Origin of the sequence: Sphingomonas sp. IC4-52, assembly GCF_020707225.1 — a bacterium.
Lineage (GTDB): Bacteria > Pseudomonadota > Alphaproteobacteria > Sphingomonadales > Sphingomonadaceae > Sphingomonas.
Window position 1 is genome coordinate 127,592 of the sequence record NZ_JAJFEU010000001.1, and the last position, 18,738, is coordinate 146,329.

At 64.7% G+C, this 18,738-nt stretch carries 16 protein-coding genes; 10 read left to right on the top strand and 6 right to left on the bottom strand.

The features are described from left to right. The first annotated feature begins 93 nt into the window (after positions 1 to 93). Positions 94 to 3,096: a TonB-dependent receptor plug domain-containing protein gene (locus tag LK535_RS00565; protein WP_227769959.1), complete on the top strand. Its 3,003-nt coding sequence runs from the start codon at positions 94 to 96 to the stop codon at positions 3,094 to 3,096. 81 nt (positions 3,097 to 3,177) lie between these two features. On the opposite strand, the gene LK535_RS00570 is transcribed toward LK535_RS00565, so the two are convergent. After that, positions 3,178 to 4,200 carry an alpha/beta hydrolase gene (locus LK535_RS00570; RefSeq protein WP_227769960.1) on the bottom strand — a complete coding sequence of 341 codons (1,023 nt, stop codon included), beginning with the start codon at positions 4,198 to 4,200 and terminating at the stop codon, positions 3,178 to 3,180. Positions 4,201 to 4,243: 43 nt separating this feature from the next. On the opposite strand from LK535_RS00570, the gene LK535_RS00575 reads away from it, so the two are divergent. Genes LK535_RS00575 through LK535_RS00590 form a run of 4 tightly spaced genes read left to right on the top strand, consistent with a single transcriptional unit; the run spans position 4,244 to position 9,052 of the window. After that, the gene (locus tag LK535_RS00575) at positions 4,244 to 5,173 is read left to right on the top strand and encodes a histone deacetylase (RefSeq protein WP_227769961.1); all 930 of its coding nucleotides are present in this window, start codon (positions 4,244 to 4,246) and stop codon (positions 5,171 to 5,173) included. A 7-nt stretch (positions 5,174 to 5,180) separates the two neighbouring features. Further along, positions 5,181 to 6,530 (top strand): cryptochrome/photolyase family protein, encoded by a 1,350-nt coding sequence (locus tag LK535_RS00580; RefSeq protein WP_227769962.1) that lies wholly within the window; start codon positions 5,181 to 5,183, stop codon positions 6,528 to 6,530. Between the two features lie 39 nt (positions 6,531 to 6,569). Further along, positions 6,570 to 7,787 (top strand): SAM-dependent methyltransferase, encoded by a 1,218-nt coding sequence (locus LK535_RS00585; RefSeq protein ID WP_227769963.1) that lies wholly within the window; start codon positions 6,570 to 6,572, stop codon positions 7,785 to 7,787. Next, entirely contained in the window at positions 7,784 to 9,052 is a 1,269-nt protein-coding gene (locus LK535_RS00590; RefSeq protein ID WP_227769964.1) for a serine hydrolase domain-containing protein, read from the top strand. Before LK535_RS00585 ends, LK535_RS00590 begins: the two co-directional genes overlap by 4 nt. A gap of 100 nt (positions 9,053 to 9,152) precedes the next feature. Here the strand turns inward: LK535_RS00590 and LK535_RS00595 are convergent, their stop codons facing one another. Then, entirely contained in the window at positions 9,153 to 9,863 is a 711-nt protein-coding gene (locus LK535_RS00595) for an SDR family NAD(P)-dependent oxidoreductase (RefSeq protein ID WP_227769965.1), read from the bottom strand. 78 nt (positions 9,864 to 9,941) lie between these two features. After that, positions 9,942 to 11,399, bottom strand: coding sequence for an amidophosphoribosyltransferase (purF, locus tag LK535_RS00600; protein ID WP_227769966.1), 1,458 nt, complete (start codon positions 11,397 to 11,399; stop codon positions 9,942 to 9,944). Between the two features lie 112 nt (positions 11,400 to 11,511). Here purF and LK535_RS00605 point away from each other — a divergent pair, with 112 nt between their 5' ends. The 5 genes from LK535_RS00605 to LK535_RS00625 all read left to right on the top strand — a co-directional run bounded on the left by LK535_RS00605 (position 11,512) and on the right by LK535_RS00625 (position 14,943). Further along, positions 11,512 to 11,763, top strand: a complete 252-nt coding sequence (locus LK535_RS00605) for a Rho termination factor N-terminal domain-containing protein (protein WP_227769967.1) — start codon at positions 11,512 to 11,514, stop codon at positions 11,761 to 11,763. Positions 11,764 to 11,825: 62 nt separating this feature from the next. Further along, a complete protein-coding gene (hisI, locus tag LK535_RS00610; protein WP_227769968.1) occupies positions 11,826 to 12,188 on the top strand; it encodes a phosphoribosyl-AMP cyclohydrolase in 363 nt (120 codons plus the stop codon). A 5-nt stretch (positions 12,189 to 12,193) separates the two neighbouring features. Continuing rightward, positions 12,194 to 12,691, top strand: coding sequence for a hypothetical protein (locus LK535_RS00615; protein ID WP_227771022.1), 498 nt, complete (start codon positions 12,194 to 12,196; stop codon positions 12,689 to 12,691). Positions 12,692 to 12,723: 32 nt separating this feature from the next. After that, positions 12,724 to 13,140 (top strand): MerR family transcriptional regulator, encoded by a 417-nt coding sequence (locus LK535_RS00620; RefSeq protein ID WP_227769969.1) that lies wholly within the window; start codon positions 12,724 to 12,726, stop codon positions 13,138 to 13,140. A gap of 6 nt (positions 13,141 to 13,146) precedes the next feature. Further along, positions 13,147 to 14,943, top strand: coding sequence for an acyl-CoA dehydrogenase C-terminal domain-containing protein (locus tag LK535_RS00625; RefSeq protein ID WP_227769970.1), 1,797 nt, complete (start codon positions 13,147 to 13,149; stop codon positions 14,941 to 14,943). Between the two features lie 159 nt (positions 14,944 to 15,102). On the opposite strand, the gene LK535_RS00630 is transcribed toward LK535_RS00625, so the two are convergent. The 3 genes from LK535_RS00630 to LK535_RS00640 all read right to left on the bottom strand — a co-directional run bounded on the left by LK535_RS00630 (position 15,103) and on the right by LK535_RS00640 (position 18,701). Next, complete coding sequence (locus LK535_RS00630) at positions 15,103 to 16,338, bottom strand: cell wall hydrolase (protein WP_227769971.1); 1,236 nt, start codon at positions 16,336 to 16,338, stop codon at positions 15,103 to 15,105. Between the two features lie 153 nt (positions 16,339 to 16,491). Continuing rightward, a complete protein-coding gene (cysK, locus tag LK535_RS00635; protein ID WP_227769972.1) occupies positions 16,492 to 17,412 on the bottom strand; it encodes a cysteine synthase A in 921 nt (306 codons plus the stop codon). Continuing rightward, positions 17,409 to 18,701: an MFS transporter gene (locus LK535_RS00640; protein ID WP_227769973.1), complete on the bottom strand. Its 1,293-nt coding sequence runs from the start codon at positions 18,699 to 18,701 to the stop codon at positions 17,409 to 17,411. Before LK535_RS00640 ends, cysK begins: the two co-directional genes overlap by 4 nt. Between the last annotated feature and the right edge of the window lie 37 nt (positions 18,702 to 18,738).

An 18,738-nucleotide genomic window follows, 5' to 3' on the forward strand; every position in this document is an offset into this window, starting at 1 on the left:
ATACGACAAGCTTGCATCCCTATCCGGATGCGAGGAGTTGAGGTCCCCAAACGAGAGCGCCTGCCAAAGGTGCCCCAGTAAAAAGGGCATATCATGAATACGTTGCGTCGTACGCTCCTGGCATCATCCCTTCTGGGCGGGATCGTTGCTTTTCCCGTCGCGGCTCAGGTCGAGCCAACGGTGCAGAGCCAGACGGCTGAAGTGCCGACTGCGGATAATGTTGCCACGGTGAATGACGATGCAGGTGCAGACGCTGACATCGTGGTCACCGGCTCGCGCATCGCCCGCCCGGAAGTCGATGCGCCGACGCCGGTGACGTCCTTCTCGGCAGCAACTCTTCAGCAGTCCGGACGCGTCAACGTAACCGACTTCCTGTCGCAGAATCCTGCGCTGCTCGGCTCCGCCACGAGCGGGGCGCAGGCCGGTTCGAACGCTGGTTTTGGCGCGACCGGCACCAACCTCCTGAACCTTCGCAATCTCGGTACCGACCGCACGTTGGTGCTTGTTGACGGTCGCCGCCATGTTGCTGGTCTGCCGGGTTCCGCGTCGGTGGACATCAACACCATTCCTGTCGACCTGATCGACCGGATCGACGTAACCACCGGTGGCGCGTCCGCGATTTACGGCGCGGACGGCGTTTCCGGGGTCGTCAACTTCGTGCTGAAGCGCAACTTCGAAGGGCTGATGGCACGCGCGCAGACCGGCATTTCCGACGAGGGCGACGCTGGCAACCGCTATCTCTCGATCACCGCTGGCAAGAACTTCGCAGAGGGCCGCGGCAATGTGGCGTTCTCTTACGAATTCCGCGACGATGATCGTCTGAGCAGTTTCCGTCGGTACCGCACCGGCAATCCCCTGGGCCTTTTCGGCCTTGTTCGTGATCCCAACGACTTCCCCGATGATCCGACCCGGCCAGACCGCGTGCTGACCAATGACCTGCGTTATGCGGACAGCTCGCCAGATGGCGCCGTCGATCTGGATGGCGATGGAATCCCCGACTTCACGGGCAGCGGCAAGGTGTACGACCGCGGCCGCCTTCTTCCCGGTTCGGGCGGGCTGGTGCAGGGCGGCGACAGCACGCCACAGGCCGGGTATCAGGGCGATCTCCAGCCGAAGAACCGCATTCACAACTTCAATCTGCTGACCAGCTATGAAGTATCCCCGGCGCTGCGCATCTTTGCGCAGGGCAAGTACACGAACACCAAGAGCTTCAGCGTTTCGCAGCCGAGCTTTGACTTCGGCACGTACCTGGCGCCCGACAACGCATTCCTGATCGATCGTTTCGGCGCGGCGGCGGCCTCCAACGGGGCGTATGTGTCACGCGACAACTTCGATCTGGGTGTCCGCGGCGAGTCCAACAAGCGCGAGACGTATCGGGCCGTCGTCGGTGCCGACGGTCGGATCGGCGATCACGCTCGTTACGAGCTGTCGTACGTCTATGGCCGTACGGACAGCCGCTTCCTGAGCACCAACTATCGTATCGCAGATCGCTACTTCGCGGCGCTTGATGCGGTGCGCGATCCCGCTACCGGGCAGATCGTTTGCCGGTCGAACCTGCTCCCCGGCGCCAACATCGACCCCAACAACTTCGATGGGCCGGCAACGACCTTCGCGCCGGGCGCAAACAGCGGGTGTCAGCCGCTCAACATCCTGGGTGAGAACGTGGCGAGCGCCGCGGCGCTGAACTTCATCAACGCCGACCTCACCAATACGTATCGGGTGCAGCAACACGTCGTTTCGGGATCGATCTCGGGCGATTTCGGCAAGTTTTTCGAGCTGCCCGGCGGCCCGGTCGATTTCGCGATCGGTGGCGAATATCGCAAGGAAATCAGCTCGTTCGTCTCGGACCCGCTATCGCAGCAGGGCGCGCTGGCCGATCTGGCGCAGATCCTGCCGGAGCGCGGCAGCTTCGATGTGAAGGAAGCGTTCGGCGAATTGCGCGTGCCGGTTCTTCGTGACCTGCCGTTTGCCGAGACTCTCGAGCTGAACGCCGCCATCCGCCTGTCGGATTATTCCACGGTTGGAAGCACGACGACCTGGCAGGTGAGCGGCGTCTATGCTCCGGTCCGGGACATCCGCTTCCGCGGCGGGTATTCGGAGGCAGTGCGCGCCCCGAACGTGACGGAGTTGTTCGCTCCGCAGAACGGTACGTTCGCGTTTATCGACGATCCGTGCGACCCGGAGAACCTGCCGGAAGGCACGCAATATCGCGTGGCGAACTGCCAGGCGGCGCTGACCGCGGCAGGTCTGTCCCCAGCTCAGATCGCCTCGTTCAACCCGGTCAGTGATCCGCAGGCGACTGCCAGCCTTCCTGGCCGGAGCGGCGGCAACAATGCGCTGCGTCAGGAAACGGCAAAGACCTGGACCGTCGGCGTCGTCCTTCAGCCGAGCTTCGTGCCGGGCCTGCAGATCACGGCCGACTGGTTCAACATCAAGCTGAAGGACGCGATCAACACGCCGGAGGTACAGCAGCTTGTCGACCTGTGTGTTGACCAGCCCACGCTCGACAACATCTACTGCGCCAACGTGACCCGCTCGGGTACGACGGGCTATGTGTCCGACTACTTCGTCGGGCCGCAGAATGTCGCCGAATTCCGGACGCAGGGCCTGGACGTGACCGCTAACTACCGGCTCGATGCGGGTTCGGTCGGTGTGTTCAACTTCAAGCTGGTGGGCAATTATCTGGACCGGCTGGACTTCGTTCCGACGCCGGGTGCAGACCGTGAGAACGAGCTGATGCGGGCGAGCGTGAGCCGGCTGGCGCCGAAGTACAGCGGCACGTTCGACCTTACCTGGACGAAGGATGCATTCACGCTGAACTATGGCTTGAACTACTTCAGCAAGCTGCGCCGCTTCACGGAAGATCAGGTGTCCGCAAATCCTGATATCGCAGAGCCGCAGTACATCTTCTACCGTGAGCGGTGGGAGCATGACCTGCAGGCATCGATCGCCGCCGGTGAGAAGTTCAACTTCTACCTGGGCGTCAACAACCTGACCAACGAGGTCGGTGACGTGGCGAGCATCCGCTATCCGTATTCGCCAATTGGCCGGTACTTCTACGCGGGTGCGCGGATCGCGCTGGACTCGATTTTCTGATCGGATCCCTAGGCTAGAAACGAAAAGGGCTGGAACGAACGTTCCAGCCCTTTTTCTTTGCGAGCTATGTCGAGCCGGCCGTCAGCCGGCCGCTTGCTTCATCACCCACTGGCCTTCTGCTTCGACGATGGCGTCCTTCACAGCAGCGAGATATCCCGCCACGTCACCTGCGCTCGACGGCACCGCCTGTCGTAGGGTGATAAAGCCGTGAATGTTGCCGATCGCTTCGCGGAACGTGACCGGCACCCCTGCGAGAATAAGGGCGGCGGCATAGGCCCGACCCTGATCGCGGATCGGATCCAGGCTGGCGGTGATTACCACCGCCGGTGGCAGGCCGATGAGGTTGCCGATCATCGGCGAGCCCCGGAAGTCAGTGAAGTCTGCCTGGTAGTGCTCCGCGAACCAGATCATCGTTTCGCGGGTCAGCAGGTAGCCGTCTGCGAAATCATTAAACGAAGGATATTCCTTGTTCATGTCGGCGGCCGGATACATCGGTGCCTGTACGATGACGGGGACCTCGGCCGCATTGTCGCGCAGGCTCATTGCGGTCGTGATCGTCAGGGTTCCGCCAGCACTGTCGCCTGACAGGACGAGGCTGGTCGCAGTACGGCCGAGCTCAGCCGGATTGGAGGCCACCCAGCGTGCAGCCGCTTCACAATCAATCGGGGCGGCCGGCCAGCGATGCTCCGGGGCGAGGCGGTAGTCCACGGACACGACCGGCAGGTCGAGCTGGCGCGACATTTCCGCCGTAAAGCTGGCATGCGTGTCAATGTTCCCGATGACGAAGCCGCCGCCATGAAAGAAGACAACCACCGGTCCCGGCTCTCGGGACGCGCGTACGTCGAAGAGGCGAGCAGGAATGTCCCCGGCAGGACCAGGGATCGTCAGGTCCTTGATCGTGGCGAGCTCACCGAGTGGAGGATCGGCGACGTCTTTCATCGCCAAGTACATCTGGCGCGCCGCCTCCGCGGTGCCTTCATGCGTTTTCGGCCCCGGCGTGCTATTCAGGAAGTCGAGAAACCCGCGCACGTCTGGCCGGACGTACGGGCCATCATTTGACGGCGCCGCATCTCCTTGCTCCTCGCGGATCAGCGTATCAGTCATTTCTCTCTCCTCAGGTTCGCTTTTGCTACCTATCTTGGCGCAGATGATCGCTGTCGTCCATCACCCCGATTACGTCCCGGAAGCGCCGCGGAAGAGCAATTATCGCTGGGGCAAGAACGGGGCGATCCGCGACCTTCTTCTGGCCGAAGGCGAGGCGATCGACTGGCATGAGCCCGACGCGGCGCCGCGTGACTGGATCGAGGCAGCCCATGATCCTGTCTATGTCGCGGAGGTACTTGAAGCGCGCGTGCCGCGAGAAAAGGAACGACGCATTGGCTTTCCGGTGACCACCACCGTGGCGCGGCGCGCGAAGGTTGTGCCGGGCGGAACATATCGCGCGGCGCATCTCGCGCTTTCCCGTGGCTTTGCCGCCAACACTGCGGGGGGGAGCCACCACGCACTGTCGGAAACAGGCGCTGGCTATTGCGTCTTCAACGACCTCGCCGTTGCGGCCCTTCAACTCGCCAGAGAGGGGCGGCGTGTGCTGATCGTGGACGTTGATGTTCACCAGGGCGATGGCACGGCGGCGCTCACCGCAGGTCATCCGGACATCGCAACCTATTCCATTCACGCGGAAAAGAACTTTCCGGCGCGCAAGGCGCGTTCGACAGTGGACGTGCCGTTGCCCGATGGCGCAGATGACCTCGCTTACCTCGCCGCATTGAAATCGAGTTTGCCGCCGTTGGTCGACCAGTTCGCGCCCAACCTGATCCTGTACCAGGGCGGCGTCGATCCATTCGGTGGTGATCGTCTCGGCCGGCTGTCGCTGACGGAGGAGGGGCTGGCGCGACGAGATCTGTTCGTGGCTGATCTTGCGCTTCGCCATGGCTTGCCGCTCGCCTGTACGGTGGGGGGAGGATATGGCGATGACGTTCTGGCAATCGCCAGGCGTCACGTGGACGTCATTCTGCGGTTGGGTCGCGCCTATCAGGACGGCTGGCGCGCGGGAGCTGCGCTGACACCAGCTGTATAGGAGTGCGATGACCACTATCGTCTGGTTCCGCCAGGATCTTCGCCTTGAGGATCAGCCCGCGCTGCTCGCCGCCTCGGCAGCGGGTGCCGTCATCCCGGTCTATGTGCTTGATAACGAAGGACCCGGTGAGTGGCGGATCGGTGGAGCGCAGCGCTGGTGGCTGCACCACAGCCTTGCGGCGCTGGACGCATCATTGCGGGCGAACGGCAGCCGGCTGATTTTGAGAAGAGGGCCTGCCGCGGAAACACTTATGGCGTTGGCCGAGGAAGTCGGTGCGGAGGCGATCCACGCCGTTCGCCATTATGAGCCATGGTGGCGCGCGGCGGAGACGAAGCTTGGCGAGCGGTTGTGCTTGCACGAGGGGGGGCACCTCCGGCCTCCGGAGAGCGTCACCACAGCAAGCGGTGGCCAGTTCCGGATGTTTTCGGCCTTTTTCCGAACCCTCTCGGCCAGCTTGCCGCCGGACCCGCCCTTGCCCGCGCCGGATCAGCTGGCGGGGCCCGATCAGTGGCCGCAAAGCGAACGGCTCGAGGATTGGAAGCTGCTGCCCACGCGGCCGAACTGGGCCACCGGCTTTGACGTATGGACGCCGGGCGAAGAGGGCGCGAACGATGCGCTGGATACGTTCGCGGATGCGTTGCGCAATTACGCGGAGGGCCGGAACTTGCCGTCCGTGGAGGGCACGTCCCGCTTGTCGCCCCATCTCCATCATGGCGAAGTGTCGCCGCGACAGGTGTGGCATGCACTCTCGGGAGCGGGAGAGGGGGCGGCATCGTTCCGGCGCGAACTGGCATGGCGGGACTTCACGGCCGGGTTGATCCTGGGCCTGCCGAACTATGCGCGCGAGAATGGGCGACCGCATTTCGATCGCCTGCCCTGGCGCCATGCCCCTGCGGATCTGAAAGCGTGGCAACAGGGACGAACCGGCTATCCGATTGTCGATGCAGGAATGCGGCAGCTGTGGGAGACAGGCTGGATGCACAACCGGGTTCGCATGATCACGGCCAGTTTTCTGGTGAAGCACCTGCTGATCGACTGGCGCGAGGGCGAACGCTGGTTCTGGGATGCGCTGGTCGACGCGGACTACGGCAACAATGCCGTGAACTGGCAGTGGATCGCGGGCACCGGGATCGACGCGAACATGTTCGGGCGGATCATGGCCCCGCTGAGCCAGTCGGAGAAGTTCGACGCGGGCGCCTACATCCGTCGCTGGGTTCCGGAATTGCGCGGGCTGCCTGACGCGGTCATCCATGATCCGGAAGAAGCCGGTCGGCGACCCGCCGATTATCCGCCCAAGATCATCGGTCATCGCGAAGCGCGCGAACGGGCGCTGGCCGCCGGCCGGAAGGTGCGCTGACCTCTTCCGCGCTGGCCCGCGCCGGTGCATGAGCGCGCGATGCACGGGAAGGTCCAACTGGCGCAGTCACGAAGCCGCTGGGCGCGCAGCATTGCGCCCATCTATCATCGCATCCTCGACCGAATCGATGACGGCCTGGAGCAGGGTGCGATCGAGGCGGCGCTGCCCGATGGCACGCGACGGCTGCTGGGCGGAAAGGGCGCTGGGCCGATCGCGCATGTGACGGTGGCGAACTGGCGGGCGTTGCGCCGGCTGGTGACGGGCGGCTCGATCGGCTGGTACGAAGCCTGGGCCGACGGCGATTGGACGAGCCCCGATCCAGTCCCGATCTTTGACCTGTTCATGCGCAACCGCACCACCCTGGGCAACGTGGCGCGGGCAAAGCGCGGGGCGCGAGTTGCCGCCCGGCTGATCCATGCTCTGCGCCACAATGATCGGCGCAATGCACGGCGGAACATCGCGGCGCATTACGATCTGGGCAACGATTTCTACGAAGCCTGGCTTGACCCAACGCTGACCTATTCCAGCGCGCTGTTCGCGCCGGGAGATACGCTGGAGGCAGGGCAGCACCGCAAGCTGGCCGCAATCCTGGATCGGCTGGACGTGCCGGCTGGTGGCACCGTGCTGGAGATCGGTTGCGGCTGGGGTTCGCTGGCGGAAGCGGCGGGGAAGCGTGGCATCAAGGTGCGCGCCATCACCCTGGCGCAGGAGCAGCAACGCCACGTCGCCGCCCGTACCCGCGGCCTGCCGGTGGCGGCGTCGCTGACCGATTACCGGGACGTCGAAGGAACATACGATGGCATCGCCTCCGTCGAGATGGTCGAGGCGGTCGGCGAGCGTTACTGGGATGATTATCTCGCCGCGGTGTCACGCGCGCTGAAGCCCGGCGGGCGGGCGGCGATCCAGTTCATCAAGATCGCCGAAGATGTGTGGCCGGCCTATTCCAGCAACGTCGACTTCATCCAGGCCTGCGTCTTCCCTGGCGGCATGCTGATCCACGAACCGCGGTTCCGTGCGCTGGCGGAGGCCCACGGGCTGGCCTGGCGAGATCGTCACGCCTTTGGCGAGGATTATGCGGAGACGTTGCGGCAGTGGCGGATCCGGTTCGATGCCGCCGTGGCGGAAGGGCGCCTGCCGGCGCGCTTCGATCCCGGCTTCATTGACTTGTGGCGGTTCTACCTGATGTATTGCGAAGGCGGGTTTCGTGGCGGCGGCATCGACGTCGTGCAGATCACGCTGGCAAAGGAGGGGGCATGAAACGGATCGCCATGGGAGCGGCGCTGGGCGCGATTCTGCTCAGCGGATGTGCGGTTCAGCAGGAGGCGAGCCCTGCCTCGACCGTAGCGACCGGGGCGTCAGCAATCGGGCAAACCGAAGCAGTCAGCACGGCCAAACGCGACACAGGTGCCACGGCGATCACCGCCGGTGTGCCGATTACCGATGCCAACCGTGACAAGCTGCAACAGGTCGGTGCTGCGGTTCTGTTCTGGTCCCAGCAGCAGCGAGACCAGAACTTCCCGCATATGGAGGATCAGTTTCCGGTCCACGTCGTGAAGGCTGGCGACCGGGTCCGCCCGCTTCCGAACGGCAAGGCACTGCCGGTGCCAGCGGCGGAGACCGACGCCTATATCCAGAGCCAGAATGTTGCCGGCCTGATCGTGGTTCAGGACGGGAAGGTGCGGCTGGAACGCTATGCCCGCGGGCTGACTCGCGAGGGCCGTTGGACCAGCTTCTCGGTGGCGAAATCCTTCACCTCAACGCTGGCGGGTGCGGCAATCCGGGACGGCTTCATCCGATCCGTGGAGGAGCCGGTCACGAAGTACATCCCCGACCTTTCCGGAAGCGCCTATGATGGCGTGACGATCGCGCAACTGCTGACGATGACCTCGGGTGTGAAGTGGAACGAGGATTATACCGATCCGAAATCCGACGTGGCGCGGATGTTCTCCATTGCCGTGCCCCCCGGCATGGACCCCAGCGTCGCCTATATGCGCACCCTGCCGCGCGAGGCGGAGCCGGGCACGAAGTGGGTGTACAAGACCGGCGAGACGAACCTGATCGGTGTGCTGGTCGGCAATGCCGTTAAGAAGCCGCTGGCGACCTACCTTAGCGAAACCGTTTGGCGCCGATATGGCATGGAGCGTGACGCTTACTGGATGATCGATCCTGCCGGGCGTGAAGTGGCGGGTTGCTGCCTGTCCGTCTCGTTGCGGGACTACGCTCGCATGGGGCAGCTGGCGCTGGAAGGCGGCGCGGGCGTGGTTCCCACCGGCTGGTTTGCCGAGGCGACGCGCGCCCATGCCTCCACCGGGCGGCCCGGCTTCGGCTATGGCTATCAATGGTGGACCTATCCGGAGGATCGGTTCGGGGGGCAGGGGATCTTCGGCCAGAGCATCACCGTCGATCCGAAAAGCCGGACGGTGATCGCGATGGTATCCGCTTGGCCCAAGGCGACCGGGACCGACCTGTCGCAGGCGCGAATGGCTTTTCTGGAGAAGCTGTTTGCGGCCGCTCGGCAGTAGCGGCTCAGTAGCGTAGCAAGCCGCGGGAGCGGCGCTGATGCGCGCGCTGCCCTGGCGGTAGTCCGCCCGACGCGACTGATCGCGTCGGGCAGGAGGTCGATCAGCCGGGAACCCGCTCCCAGAGGCCGGTTTCGAAGCCGTTGATTACGAGCGCCGTAATGTGATCCGCCACGGCTTCCGGCGGCTTCACCGATGCCGGATCTTCGCCGGGATAGGCGCGGGCGCGCATCTTCGTGCGGGTGGCACCCGGATCGATAATCGCGGTCCGCACGCGGCTGATTTCGGAGACCTCGTCCCCATAGGCGCCGAGCAGCGTTTCAAACGCCGCCTTGGACGCGCCATAAGCGCCCCAGTACGCGCGCGGCTTACGCCCGACGGACGAGGTGATGCCGATCACCTTGCCAGCGTCGGATTGACGAAGGAGCGGGTCGAAGGCCTGGATGAGCGCGGCCTGGGCCGAGACGTTCAGCGTCAGGACGGCGGCGAGCTCCTTCGCGTCGATCGCGGGCACCGCGGCGAGCGTGCCCAGCGTGGCAGCGTTGAGCACCATCACGTCCAGCGCCTTCCACCGTTCGGAAATCGCGGCGGCGAGCCGGGCGATCGAATCCTTTTCCGTCAGATCAAGCGGAGCAATCGTGGCCGAGCCACCAGCGTCGAAGATCGTCTGCTCGACTTCCTCCAGCGCCTTGGCCGTACGGGCAGTGACGACAACATGGGCTCCCTGTGCGGCAAGGGCGATTGCCGTGGCGGCGCCGATCCCGCGGCTCGCGCCAGTGACGAGGGCGAGTTTGTTCTCAAGCGGCTTGTTCATCCAGAATCCCAGGCAGGCGGGTCCGCGCGCCGGCGGGAACCCGATGCGTGCCCTCGAGGCGAGGGCACGCCAAGGTGGTTAGGCGACGCGTTCCTCGAGCATCGCGAACTGATCCACGGCGGCAGTATCGTCATGGTCGGTCAACGTGGTCGGGTAATCGCCGGTGAAGCAGGCGTCGCAATAACCCGGGCGGAACTGCGACCGGCCCTTTTGCCCCAGCGCCTTGTACAGGCCGTCGATCGACACGAAGGCAAGGCTATCGGCATGGATGAAGTCGGTCATCGCGCCGAGATCATGGGTTGCCGCCAGCAGCTTGGCGCGTTCCGGCGTGTCGACGCCGTAGAAGCAGCTGTGCTTCGTCGGCGGGCTGGCGATGCGCATGTGCACTTCCGCCGCACCGGCCTCGCGCATCATCTGAACGATCTTGAGGCTGGTGGTGCCGCGGACGATGGAATCGTCGATCAGCACGACCCGCTTGCCCTGGATGAGCGCGCGATTGGCGTTGTGCTTCAGCTTGACGCCGAGATGGCGGACCTTGTCACCCGGCTGGATGAAGGTGCGGCCGACATAATGCGAACGGATGATGCCGAGCTCAAACGGGATCCCACTTTCCTGCGCATAGCCGATGGCAGCGGGAACGCCCGAATCAGGGACCGGGATGACGAGATCAGCCTCGACCGGCGCTTCGATGGCGAGCTGCTGCCCGATCGATTTGCGGACGGAATAGACGGAGTGATCGTCCACGATCGAGTCGGGGCGGGAGAAATAGACCCATTCGAAGATGCACGGGCGCGGGGCGACCGGGCCGAAGGGGCGGATCGAACGCATTTCCGTGCCCTGCACGATCACCAGCTCGCCCGGCTCCACCGTGCGGACGAACTCCGCGCCGACCACGTCAAGCGCGACGGTCTCGCTGGCGAAGATGATCGAATCGTTGAGCTTGCCCATGACAAGCGGGCGGATGCCGAGCGGATCGCGGCAGGCAATCATGCCCTCCGGCGTCATCACGATCAGCGCATAGGCGCCTTCCACCTGCTTCAGCGCATCGATGAAGCGATCGAGCAGGGTGCGGTAGTTGGATGTCGCGACCAGGTGGATGATCGTTTCGGTATCGCTGGTCGACTGAAAGATCGAACCGCGCCGGATCAGCTCGCGCCGCACCTTCATGGCATTGGAAATGTTGCCATTGTGCGCCACCGCGAAGCCGCCACTGGCCAACTCGGCATACAGCGGCTGGACGTTGCGCAGCGCTGTTTCGCCGGTGGTGGAATAGCGGACGTGGCCACAGGCAACCTTGCCCGGCAGCGCACCGATCACGGCCTCGCTGTCGAAATTGCCGGCGACGTGGCCCATCGCCTTCTTGGTGTGGAAGTTGGTGCCATCAAAGGAGGTGATGCCGGCGGCCTCCTGGCCGCGGTGCTGCAGGGCATGAAGCCCAAGCGCAACCAGGGCAGCTGCACCATCGGAGCCGGAGACTCCAAAGATGCCGCACTCCTCGTGCAGATGGTCGTCGTCGAAAGGATTGGTGGTCAGCATGGCGTGGGGGCTCGCGTCGTGCGCGGTCCATATAGCGCTTGTCGCCGATTTGTCATGGGGGCGGAGCGAATGGATCGTCGATCGGTTGTTTGCGCGCGAGAGGAGACAGCCAATGGCCAAAGATCACGGCGCGCAAATCAAGGACGACCGGCTGTACGAGGAGCTGCGCAAAAAGGGCGAATCAAAGGAAAAAGCAGCGCGAATCGCGAATGCGAAGGCGAACGGGTCCCTCGATCACCGCAGCACTCGCCTGGAGGAGCGAACCAAGGACGACCTGTACGAAGAAGCGCAGGAAATCGGCATCCAGGGTCGATCAAAGATGAACAAGGCGGAATTGGTGGACGCGATCCGCAACCACAAGTGATCCCGCCCGACAGCGGACAACCAGGCTGGCGATTCGCCCCGCCGCCCGGATAAGAGCGCGCCATGACTGATGCGCGCGAACAGGGCCTGGCCCTTGATCCCAAATATGATGCGGCGGGCCTGGTGACCGCCGTTGTGACCGATTCAGCCACGGGCGAGTTGCTGATGGTCGCGCATATGAATGCCGAGGCGCTCGCGGCGACTCGCGAGACCGGGAAGGCGACGTTCTGGTCGCGTAGCCGCCAGTCGCTTTGGGTGAAGGGCGAGACCTCGGGCCATGTGCTGAGCGTGCGTGAGATGCGGATCGATTGCGACCAAGATGCCATCTGGATCATTGCAGAGCCGGCGGGCCCTGCCTGCCACACAGATGCGCGATCCTGCTTCTATCGCCGCATCGTGCCCGAGGGGCTGGAGCGCGTCGGTTGAGAGCAGTGCCGGCCGCGCTGGCGATTGGCCTTTTGCTTGCCGGTTGTGAACGGGGCAAACCGGATGCGGCAGATGGCGCTGGCGGCGCCGGGGCAGGAGCGGCGCTGGAGCAAGCGGCCATAGATGCAGGCATCGTCACTGATCCGGCAAAGCTGAATCCGGTGGGCGCGTATGCCTCCGAAACCGACCGTGTCTGCATCGTGCCCCAGGAGGGTGGCTACCGCGTGGGCGCCAGCGTCGACTATGGCGATCGCCAAAGCTGCGTTGCGCGGGGCACAGCGAGCGGGCGCACCAAGCTGCGGTTCGAGTTCGGCGACGAATGCACGTTCGAGGCAGATTTCGACGGCGGGCGAGTGTCCTTCCCCGCGACCCTTCCCAGCGCCTGCGACACCCGCTGCACTGGCCGCGCAACGCTGACAGCGCTGAGCGCCAGCCGGTTGAGCGACGCGGAGGCCGAGGCACGCGCCATGCGAGGACCTGACAAGCAGCCGCTCTGCGGTTGACGTTCACGTAAGCGGAAGTTAGATGATCCGGCATGTCGGTTGCTGGCGTTTTTGACTCGCTTCCGCCCCGCGCGGATCGAACCCACTTCACCATCAGCGATCTCGCCGCCGAGTTCAGCGTGACGCCTCGTGCATTGCGCTTCTACGAGGACGAGGGGCTGATTGCGCCGGAGCGGCGCGGCACGGCGCGGATTTATTCGCATCGTGATCGCGCCCGGCTCGCCTGGATCCTGCGCGGCAAGCGCGTGGGTTTCAGCCTCGCCGAGATCCGCGAGATGATCGACCTTTATGACATCGGCGACGGGCGGCACACGCAGCGCGCCGTCACCATCGCGCGTTGTCGCGCTCGCATTGACGCGCTGAACGCCCAAAAGCGCGACCTCGACGCCGCCATCGCCGAGCTAGAAGACTTCGTTTCCCTGATCGACTATCCCGAAAACAAGGACTGACCCCTCATGCCGCAATATACACCGCCGGTGCGCGACACCCGCTTCGTCCTGGAGCATGTCGTCGGCCTGTCCCGCTACGCCAACGTGCCCGGCTTTGCCGCAGCGACGCCGGACACGGTGGACGCCGTGCTGGAAGAAGGCGGGCGCTTCGTTGCCGAGGTGCTGTTCCCGCTGAACCAGTCGGGCGACCAGGAAGGCTGCACCCGGCATGAGGACGGATCGGTCACGACGCCGGCCGGTTTCAAGGAAGCGTACAAGCAGTTCGTCGAGTCCGGCTGGGGCACGCTGTCCGCGCCGGAAGCGTTCGGCGGGCAGGGGATGCCGCATGTCATCTCGACCGCGTTCCAGGAATATATGATCTCCTCCAACATGGCGTTCGCCATGTACCCGGGCCTGGCGCATGGCGCCATCGCGGCGCTGGTGGCGAAGGGCTCGCCGGAGCAGCAGGAGAAGTATCTGCCCAAGATGGTGTCCGGCGAATGGGGCGGCACCATGAACCTGACCGAGCCGCAGTGCGGCACGGACCTGGGCCTCATCCGCACCCGCGCCGAGCCGCAGGCTGACGGTTCGTACAAGATCACCGGCACCAAGATCTTCATCTCGGCCGGCGAGCATGACCTGACCGAGAACATCATCCACCTCGTCCTCGCCAAGACGCCGGGCGCGCCGGACAGTTCGAAGGGCATCAGCCTGTTCGTGGTGCCTAAGGTGATGGTGAACGACGACGGTTCGCTGGGCGAGCGCAACGCCGTCTCCTGCGGCTCGATCGAGCACAAGATGGGCATTCACGGCAACGCCACGTGCGTCCTCAACTATGACGGCGCGACCGGCTGGCTCGTCGGCGAGGAGATGAAGGGTCTGGCCGCCATGTTCATCATGATGAACGCGGCGCGTCTCGGTGTCGGCCTGCAAGGCCTCGCGGTCGGCGAGACGGCCTATCAGAATGCGGTGCAGTACGCCGAGGATCGCCGCCAGGGCCGGGCGCTGACCGGTGCTGCCGAGCCTGACGAGAAGGCAGACACGCTGTTCGTCCATCCGGACGTGCGCCGCATGCTGATGAATGGGAAGGCGTGGCTAGAGGGTCTGCGTGCGCTCTGCCTGTGGGGCGCGCTTCAGGTCGATCTGGAGCATAATGCCGAGGACGAGGCCGCACGCCAGGAAGCGGCTGATCTGATCGGGCTGCTGACCCCAGTCATCAAGGGTGTCGGCACCGACAAGGGCTACCAGATCGCGACCGATGCGCAGCAGGTCTATGGCGGCCACGGCTACATCCAGGAGTGGGGGATGGAGCAGTACGTCCGCGATGCGCGCATCGCGATGATCTACGAAGGCACCAATGGCGTGCAGGCGATGGACCTCGTGGGCCGCAAGCTGGCGATGAATGGTGGCCGCGCAATCCAGCTATTCTTCAAGATCGTGGCGCAGGAATGCGCGGCGGCGAAGAGCGGCCCGGCGGCCGATCTGGCCACCCGCCTCGAGAAGGCGCTGGGTGAGCTACAGGCCGCGACCATGTGGTTCATGGGTAACATCTCCAACCCGAACAACATCGGTGCTGGTGCCGTGCCCTACATGCATCTGCTGGGTGTCGTGTCGGTCGGCCTCATGTGGCTGCGCATGGCGGTGGCTGCGGCGGCGCTGAAGGACGCGGGCGAGGGTGATGCTGCGTTCCTCGAAGCGAAGCTGGTGACCGCACGCTTCTTTGCCGAGCGTGTGCTGCCGGAGGCGGGCTCCTTCCGGCGCCAGATCGAGGGTGGTGCCGAGGCGCTGATGGCCCTGCCGCCGGAGATGTTCCGCGCCGCGTGATCAGCGTTGGTACGATGTGACGTTCAATTCATGCCGGGGGCGTTCGCGCTTCCCGGCATGATTTTTCTCAGGTGAGGGTTGCCGACCTTCCTGTGTTCGTGAGGCACTCTTGCTGGCGGCCGGCGCGCGGGATGGAGATTTATCGGCCGGACCGCCTGTTTATTCGACCCCGGCGGCGTTCCCCGGCGGCGGCTCTATGGCATCAGCCTTGCGACGTACGCCTTCCAGCTCGGCGGGCCCGCGCAGATTCTCTTGTGGAGCGGGAGCGGCACGAAGGGTCATTCGCTTCATGCAGGGGGCCCGTTTCTTGAACTCCTCGCAGTTCCACAGCGCCCGCTCGAAGTTGCTGCCGCGATCGCGGATGTAGCTGAACGACATGGCGTTCATCTGTTCGGGGGTGAGCGGGAGTGTGAACGCCATGGCGTCCGGCTCCGTCCAGCCCATGAACTTGCAGCGGGGACGCTCACCGCAGGAGGCGAGCGCCATCCCCTGGAAAGTGTCGGCCTGCGCAGGATTGAGCATGGTCAGAAACGTGTCGCGATCGCCGGCGAGCGGCGCCGGGGTGCGGCCGAAGAACGGAACGGCCTCGGCCAACTGAACGTCATCAGCCAAGGGGGCGCCGCCGCGGTGATATTCGGAAATCGCCGCGAGTTGCGGGATGGTCGCTTCGCCCGGCTGCTGCCCGCGATTGAACGCGGGGCCAGTGCCCCACCAGCCAGTCCACCGGAAGAAGAGGTGCGTGTTGACCTCAGCGATCTTGTCCAGGCTTGAGCTCCAGTAAGGCACCACCCAGTCGGTGTGATAGTGCGTTGCCCAGCCAACCGGCTTGTACACGGATCCGCGAAGCGCCTTGGCGGCGATGTCCCGCGCGCGCGTCCATGCGGCAGGCGATGGCGTACGGCGGAGCGCCCCATCGCAGGTAAAGGTGAACTGGCAGCCGGTGGTCCGCTCCGCGCCCTGGAAAACCACGCCGCAGACCGTCTTCGGAAAGGCGGGGTGGCGCAGACGGTTCAGGACGACCTGAACGACGGCGCGTTCGCCAACGGCATCATCGCCAGCCTCGTAATAAGCCACGGCGGCGAGGCAATCTGTTGCGCGGGCGAATTCCTCCGTGCCGCCGACGAAGCGGAACGGGCGGGCCGGCGGCACGGGGCCCTTCACGAACGGAACGGCGGCGTTGATGGCGCGGGCATCCTCCGGCGCGATCTCGGCATATTCGACCGGCTCGACGGGCGGTGGCGCGGCCTGGGGAACAACAGCGCGTTGTGAAAGGATGATCGGCTCTCCGATCTCAACGGCAGCGTGCGGCACCAGATGAGTGACGATCAGCGGCAAGGCGATCGCGGCAAGCGCGATGGCAGCAAGGATGAGGTGAAGCGGTCGAAAGGTCGGCACGGGGCGCGCTTAACCTAATTTCCCCGTGCGGCGAAGCTGACAGCGCTGCTGGCCGCTGCGCAAAGCCGCGACGTCCTCCCGAGACAATCCCGGGAGGACGCGTTCAAGGCGAACCGTGTTCGGATCGACATCGCAGCGGCTGAATGCAGTGCCTTACGCCTCCGGCAGGAACTCCGGCACCGACAGGTAGCGCTCGCCGGTGTCATAGTTGAAACCAAGGACGCGGGCACCGTCAGGCAGGTCAGGCAGCTTCTGGAGGATCGCCGCCAGCGTAGCGCCCGAGGAGATGCCGACGAGCATGCCCTCTTCGCGCGCGGCGCGGCGCGCCATGTCCTTGGCGACATTCGCATCCACCTCAATGACGCCATCCAACGCCTGAGTGTGGAGGTTTGCCGGAATGAAGCCTGCGCCGATCCCCTGGATGGGGTGCGGGCCGGGCTGGCCACCGCTGATGACGGGCGACGCCGCGGGCTCGACCGCGAACACTTTCAGGTTCGGCCATTCCCTCTTCAGGGTTTCGGCAACCCCGGTGATATGGCCGCCGGTGCCGACGCCAGTGATCAGCACGTCGATCGGGGCATCGCGGAAGTCGTTCAGGATTTCCTGTGCCGTCGTGCGGACGTGAACGTCGATATTTGCGGCATTTTCGAACTGCTGCGGCATCCAGGCATTGGGCGTGGTTTCCACCAGTTCCAGCGCGCGTTCGATCGACCCCTTCATGCCCTTTTCACGTGGGGTGAGATCAAAGGTCGCACCATAAGCCAGCATCAGGCGTCGGCGTTCCAGCGACATGCTTTCCGGCATGACGAGGACGAGCTTGTAGCCCTTCACCGCGGCCACCATCGCGAGGCCGATGCCGGTGTTGCCGCTGGTCGGCTCGATGATCGTGCCACCGGGCTTCAGGTCGCCGGATGCCTCCGCTGCCTCGATCATGGCGAGTGCGATACGATCCTTGATCGAGCCGCCTGGGTTCGACCGTTCCGACTTGATCCAGACCTCTGATCCCGGAAACAGCCGCTGCACGCGAATGTGCGGCGTGTTGCCGATCGTCTCGAGGATCGTGTTCGCCTTCATGGCTGAGCTACTCCGTGCTGGGTTTCGGGCGGCACCACCGACAAGGGTGCCTCTGGCGGGTCAAAGGTTTTGGCTTGCTTCAGTTCCGGAAACAACCGCGACCACAAAAGGGTGACGGCGATTGCGCCGACGCCGCCAACCACCACGGCGCCAACGGGGCCAAGCAGTGACGCCATGAGGCCGCTTTCCGCCTCGCCCAGTTCGTTGGAGGCGGAAATGGTGAGCTGACTGACGGCACTGACGCGGCCGCGCATTTCATCAGGCGTGTGAAGCTGGATGAGCGAGCCGCGCACGTACATCGACACCATGTCTGCGCTGCCCGCCACGATCAGCGCGGCGAGGCTGAGCGCGAAGTTCTTCGAGATCCCGAACGTCAGGATGGCGAGCCCGAAGATGAGAACCGCGATCAGCATCTTGCGCCCGACATCGGTGGTCATCGGACGAAAGGACAGGAAGACGCCGGTCAGCGAAGCACCAATTCCCATGCCGGCGGCCAGCAAGCCAAGGCCGGTGGGACCGACATGCAGGATGTCGCGTGCATAGATCGGGAGCAGGGCAGTCGCCCCGGCGAGAAGCACGGCGAACAGATCCAGCGTGATTGCCGCCTGTACCAGCCGGTTGCGCTTCACATAGGCGAAGCCGTCGACAATCCGGGCGAGCGGGCGCCGGTCCTTCTGCGCCGGAGGCTGCGGCACGCGCCTGATGGTGAGCAACATGACCAGCGCGAGCAGGAACATCGCAGCCATACCGGCATAAGCGGTGATCGGGCCGATCGCGAACAAGAGGCCGCCCACGCTGGGGCCGGCGATGAACCCGACCTGCATGGCAATGGAACCAAGGGCGATCGCGCTGGGCAGGCTTTCGCGCGGGACAAGGTTAGGCGCCAATGCGCCATAGGCCGGGCCGGCGAAGGCGCGCGCGACGCCAACCAGCACCGCGGCGCCGAACAGAACCGGCAGGCTGATCCATCCCTCCCACGTCGCCAGACCCAGCAACATCACATTGGCGGCAAGCAGGGTGGTGGTGCCCCGCACGATCCAGCGGCGATCGATCGTGTCCGCGATCAACCCCACGACCGGCGTCAGCAGGAACAGGGGAATGAACTGGGCGAGGCCGATCATGCCGAGCAGAAAGGCGGCCTCCCGGATGTCCATGGTTTCGCGCGCGAGGCTGTACACCTGCCAGCCGAGCACGATGGCGAGGGCCGATTGCGCAATGGTGCTGGCGAGGCGGGCCAGCCAATAACTGCGGTAATTGGCGATGCGGAGCGGATGAACAGCGGCTGACATGCACCGGCGGACTTAAGTCGCCCGTCAAACAGGCACA

Coding starts and splice junctions, on each gene's coding strand:
- LK535_RS00565 (WP_227769959.1), top strand. CDS start 94: ATGAATACGTTGCGTCGTACGCTCCTGGCATCATCCCTTCTGGGCGGG.
- LK535_RS00570 (WP_227769960.1), bottom strand. CDS start 4,200: ATGACTGATACGCTGATCCGCGAGGAGCAAGGAGATGCGGCGCCGTCA.
- LK535_RS00575 (WP_227769961.1), top strand. CDS start 4,244: ATGATCGCTGTCGTCCATCACCCCGATTACGTCCCGGAAGCGCCGCGG.
- LK535_RS00580 (WP_227769962.1), top strand. CDS start 5,181: ATGACCACTATCGTCTGGTTCCGCCAGGATCTTCGCCTTGAGGATCAG.
- LK535_RS00585 (WP_227769963.1), top strand. CDS start 6,570: ATGCACGGGAAGGTCCAACTGGCGCAGTCACGAAGCCGCTGGGCGCGC.
- LK535_RS00590 (WP_227769964.1), top strand. CDS start 7,784: ATGAAACGGATCGCCATGGGAGCGGCGCTGGGCGCGATTCTGCTCAGC.
- LK535_RS00595 (WP_227769965.1), bottom strand. CDS start 9,863: ATGAACAAGCCGCTTGAGAACAAACTCGCCCTCGTCACTGGCGCGAGC.
- purF (WP_227769966.1), bottom strand. CDS start 11,399: ATGCTGACCACCAATCCTTTCGACGACGACCATCTGCACGAGGAGTGC.
- LK535_RS00605 (WP_227769967.1), top strand. CDS start 11,512: ATGGCCAAAGATCACGGCGCGCAAATCAAGGACGACCGGCTGTACGAG.
- hisI (WP_227769968.1), top strand. CDS start 11,826: ATGACTGATGCGCGCGAACAGGGCCTGGCCCTTGATCCCAAATATGAT.
- LK535_RS00620 (WP_227769969.1), top strand. CDS start 12,724: ATGTCGGTTGCTGGCGTTTTTGACTCGCTTCCGCCCCGCGCGGATCGA.
- LK535_RS00625 (WP_227769970.1), top strand. CDS start 13,147: ATGCCGCAATATACACCGCCGGTGCGCGACACCCGCTTCGTCCTGGAG.
- cysK (WP_227769972.1), bottom strand. CDS start 17,412: ATGAAGGCGAACACGATCCTCGAGACGATCGGCAACACGCCGCACATT.
- LK535_RS00640 (WP_227769973.1), bottom strand. CDS start 18,701: ATGTCAGCCGCTGTTCATCCGCTCCGCATCGCCAATTACCGCAGTTAT.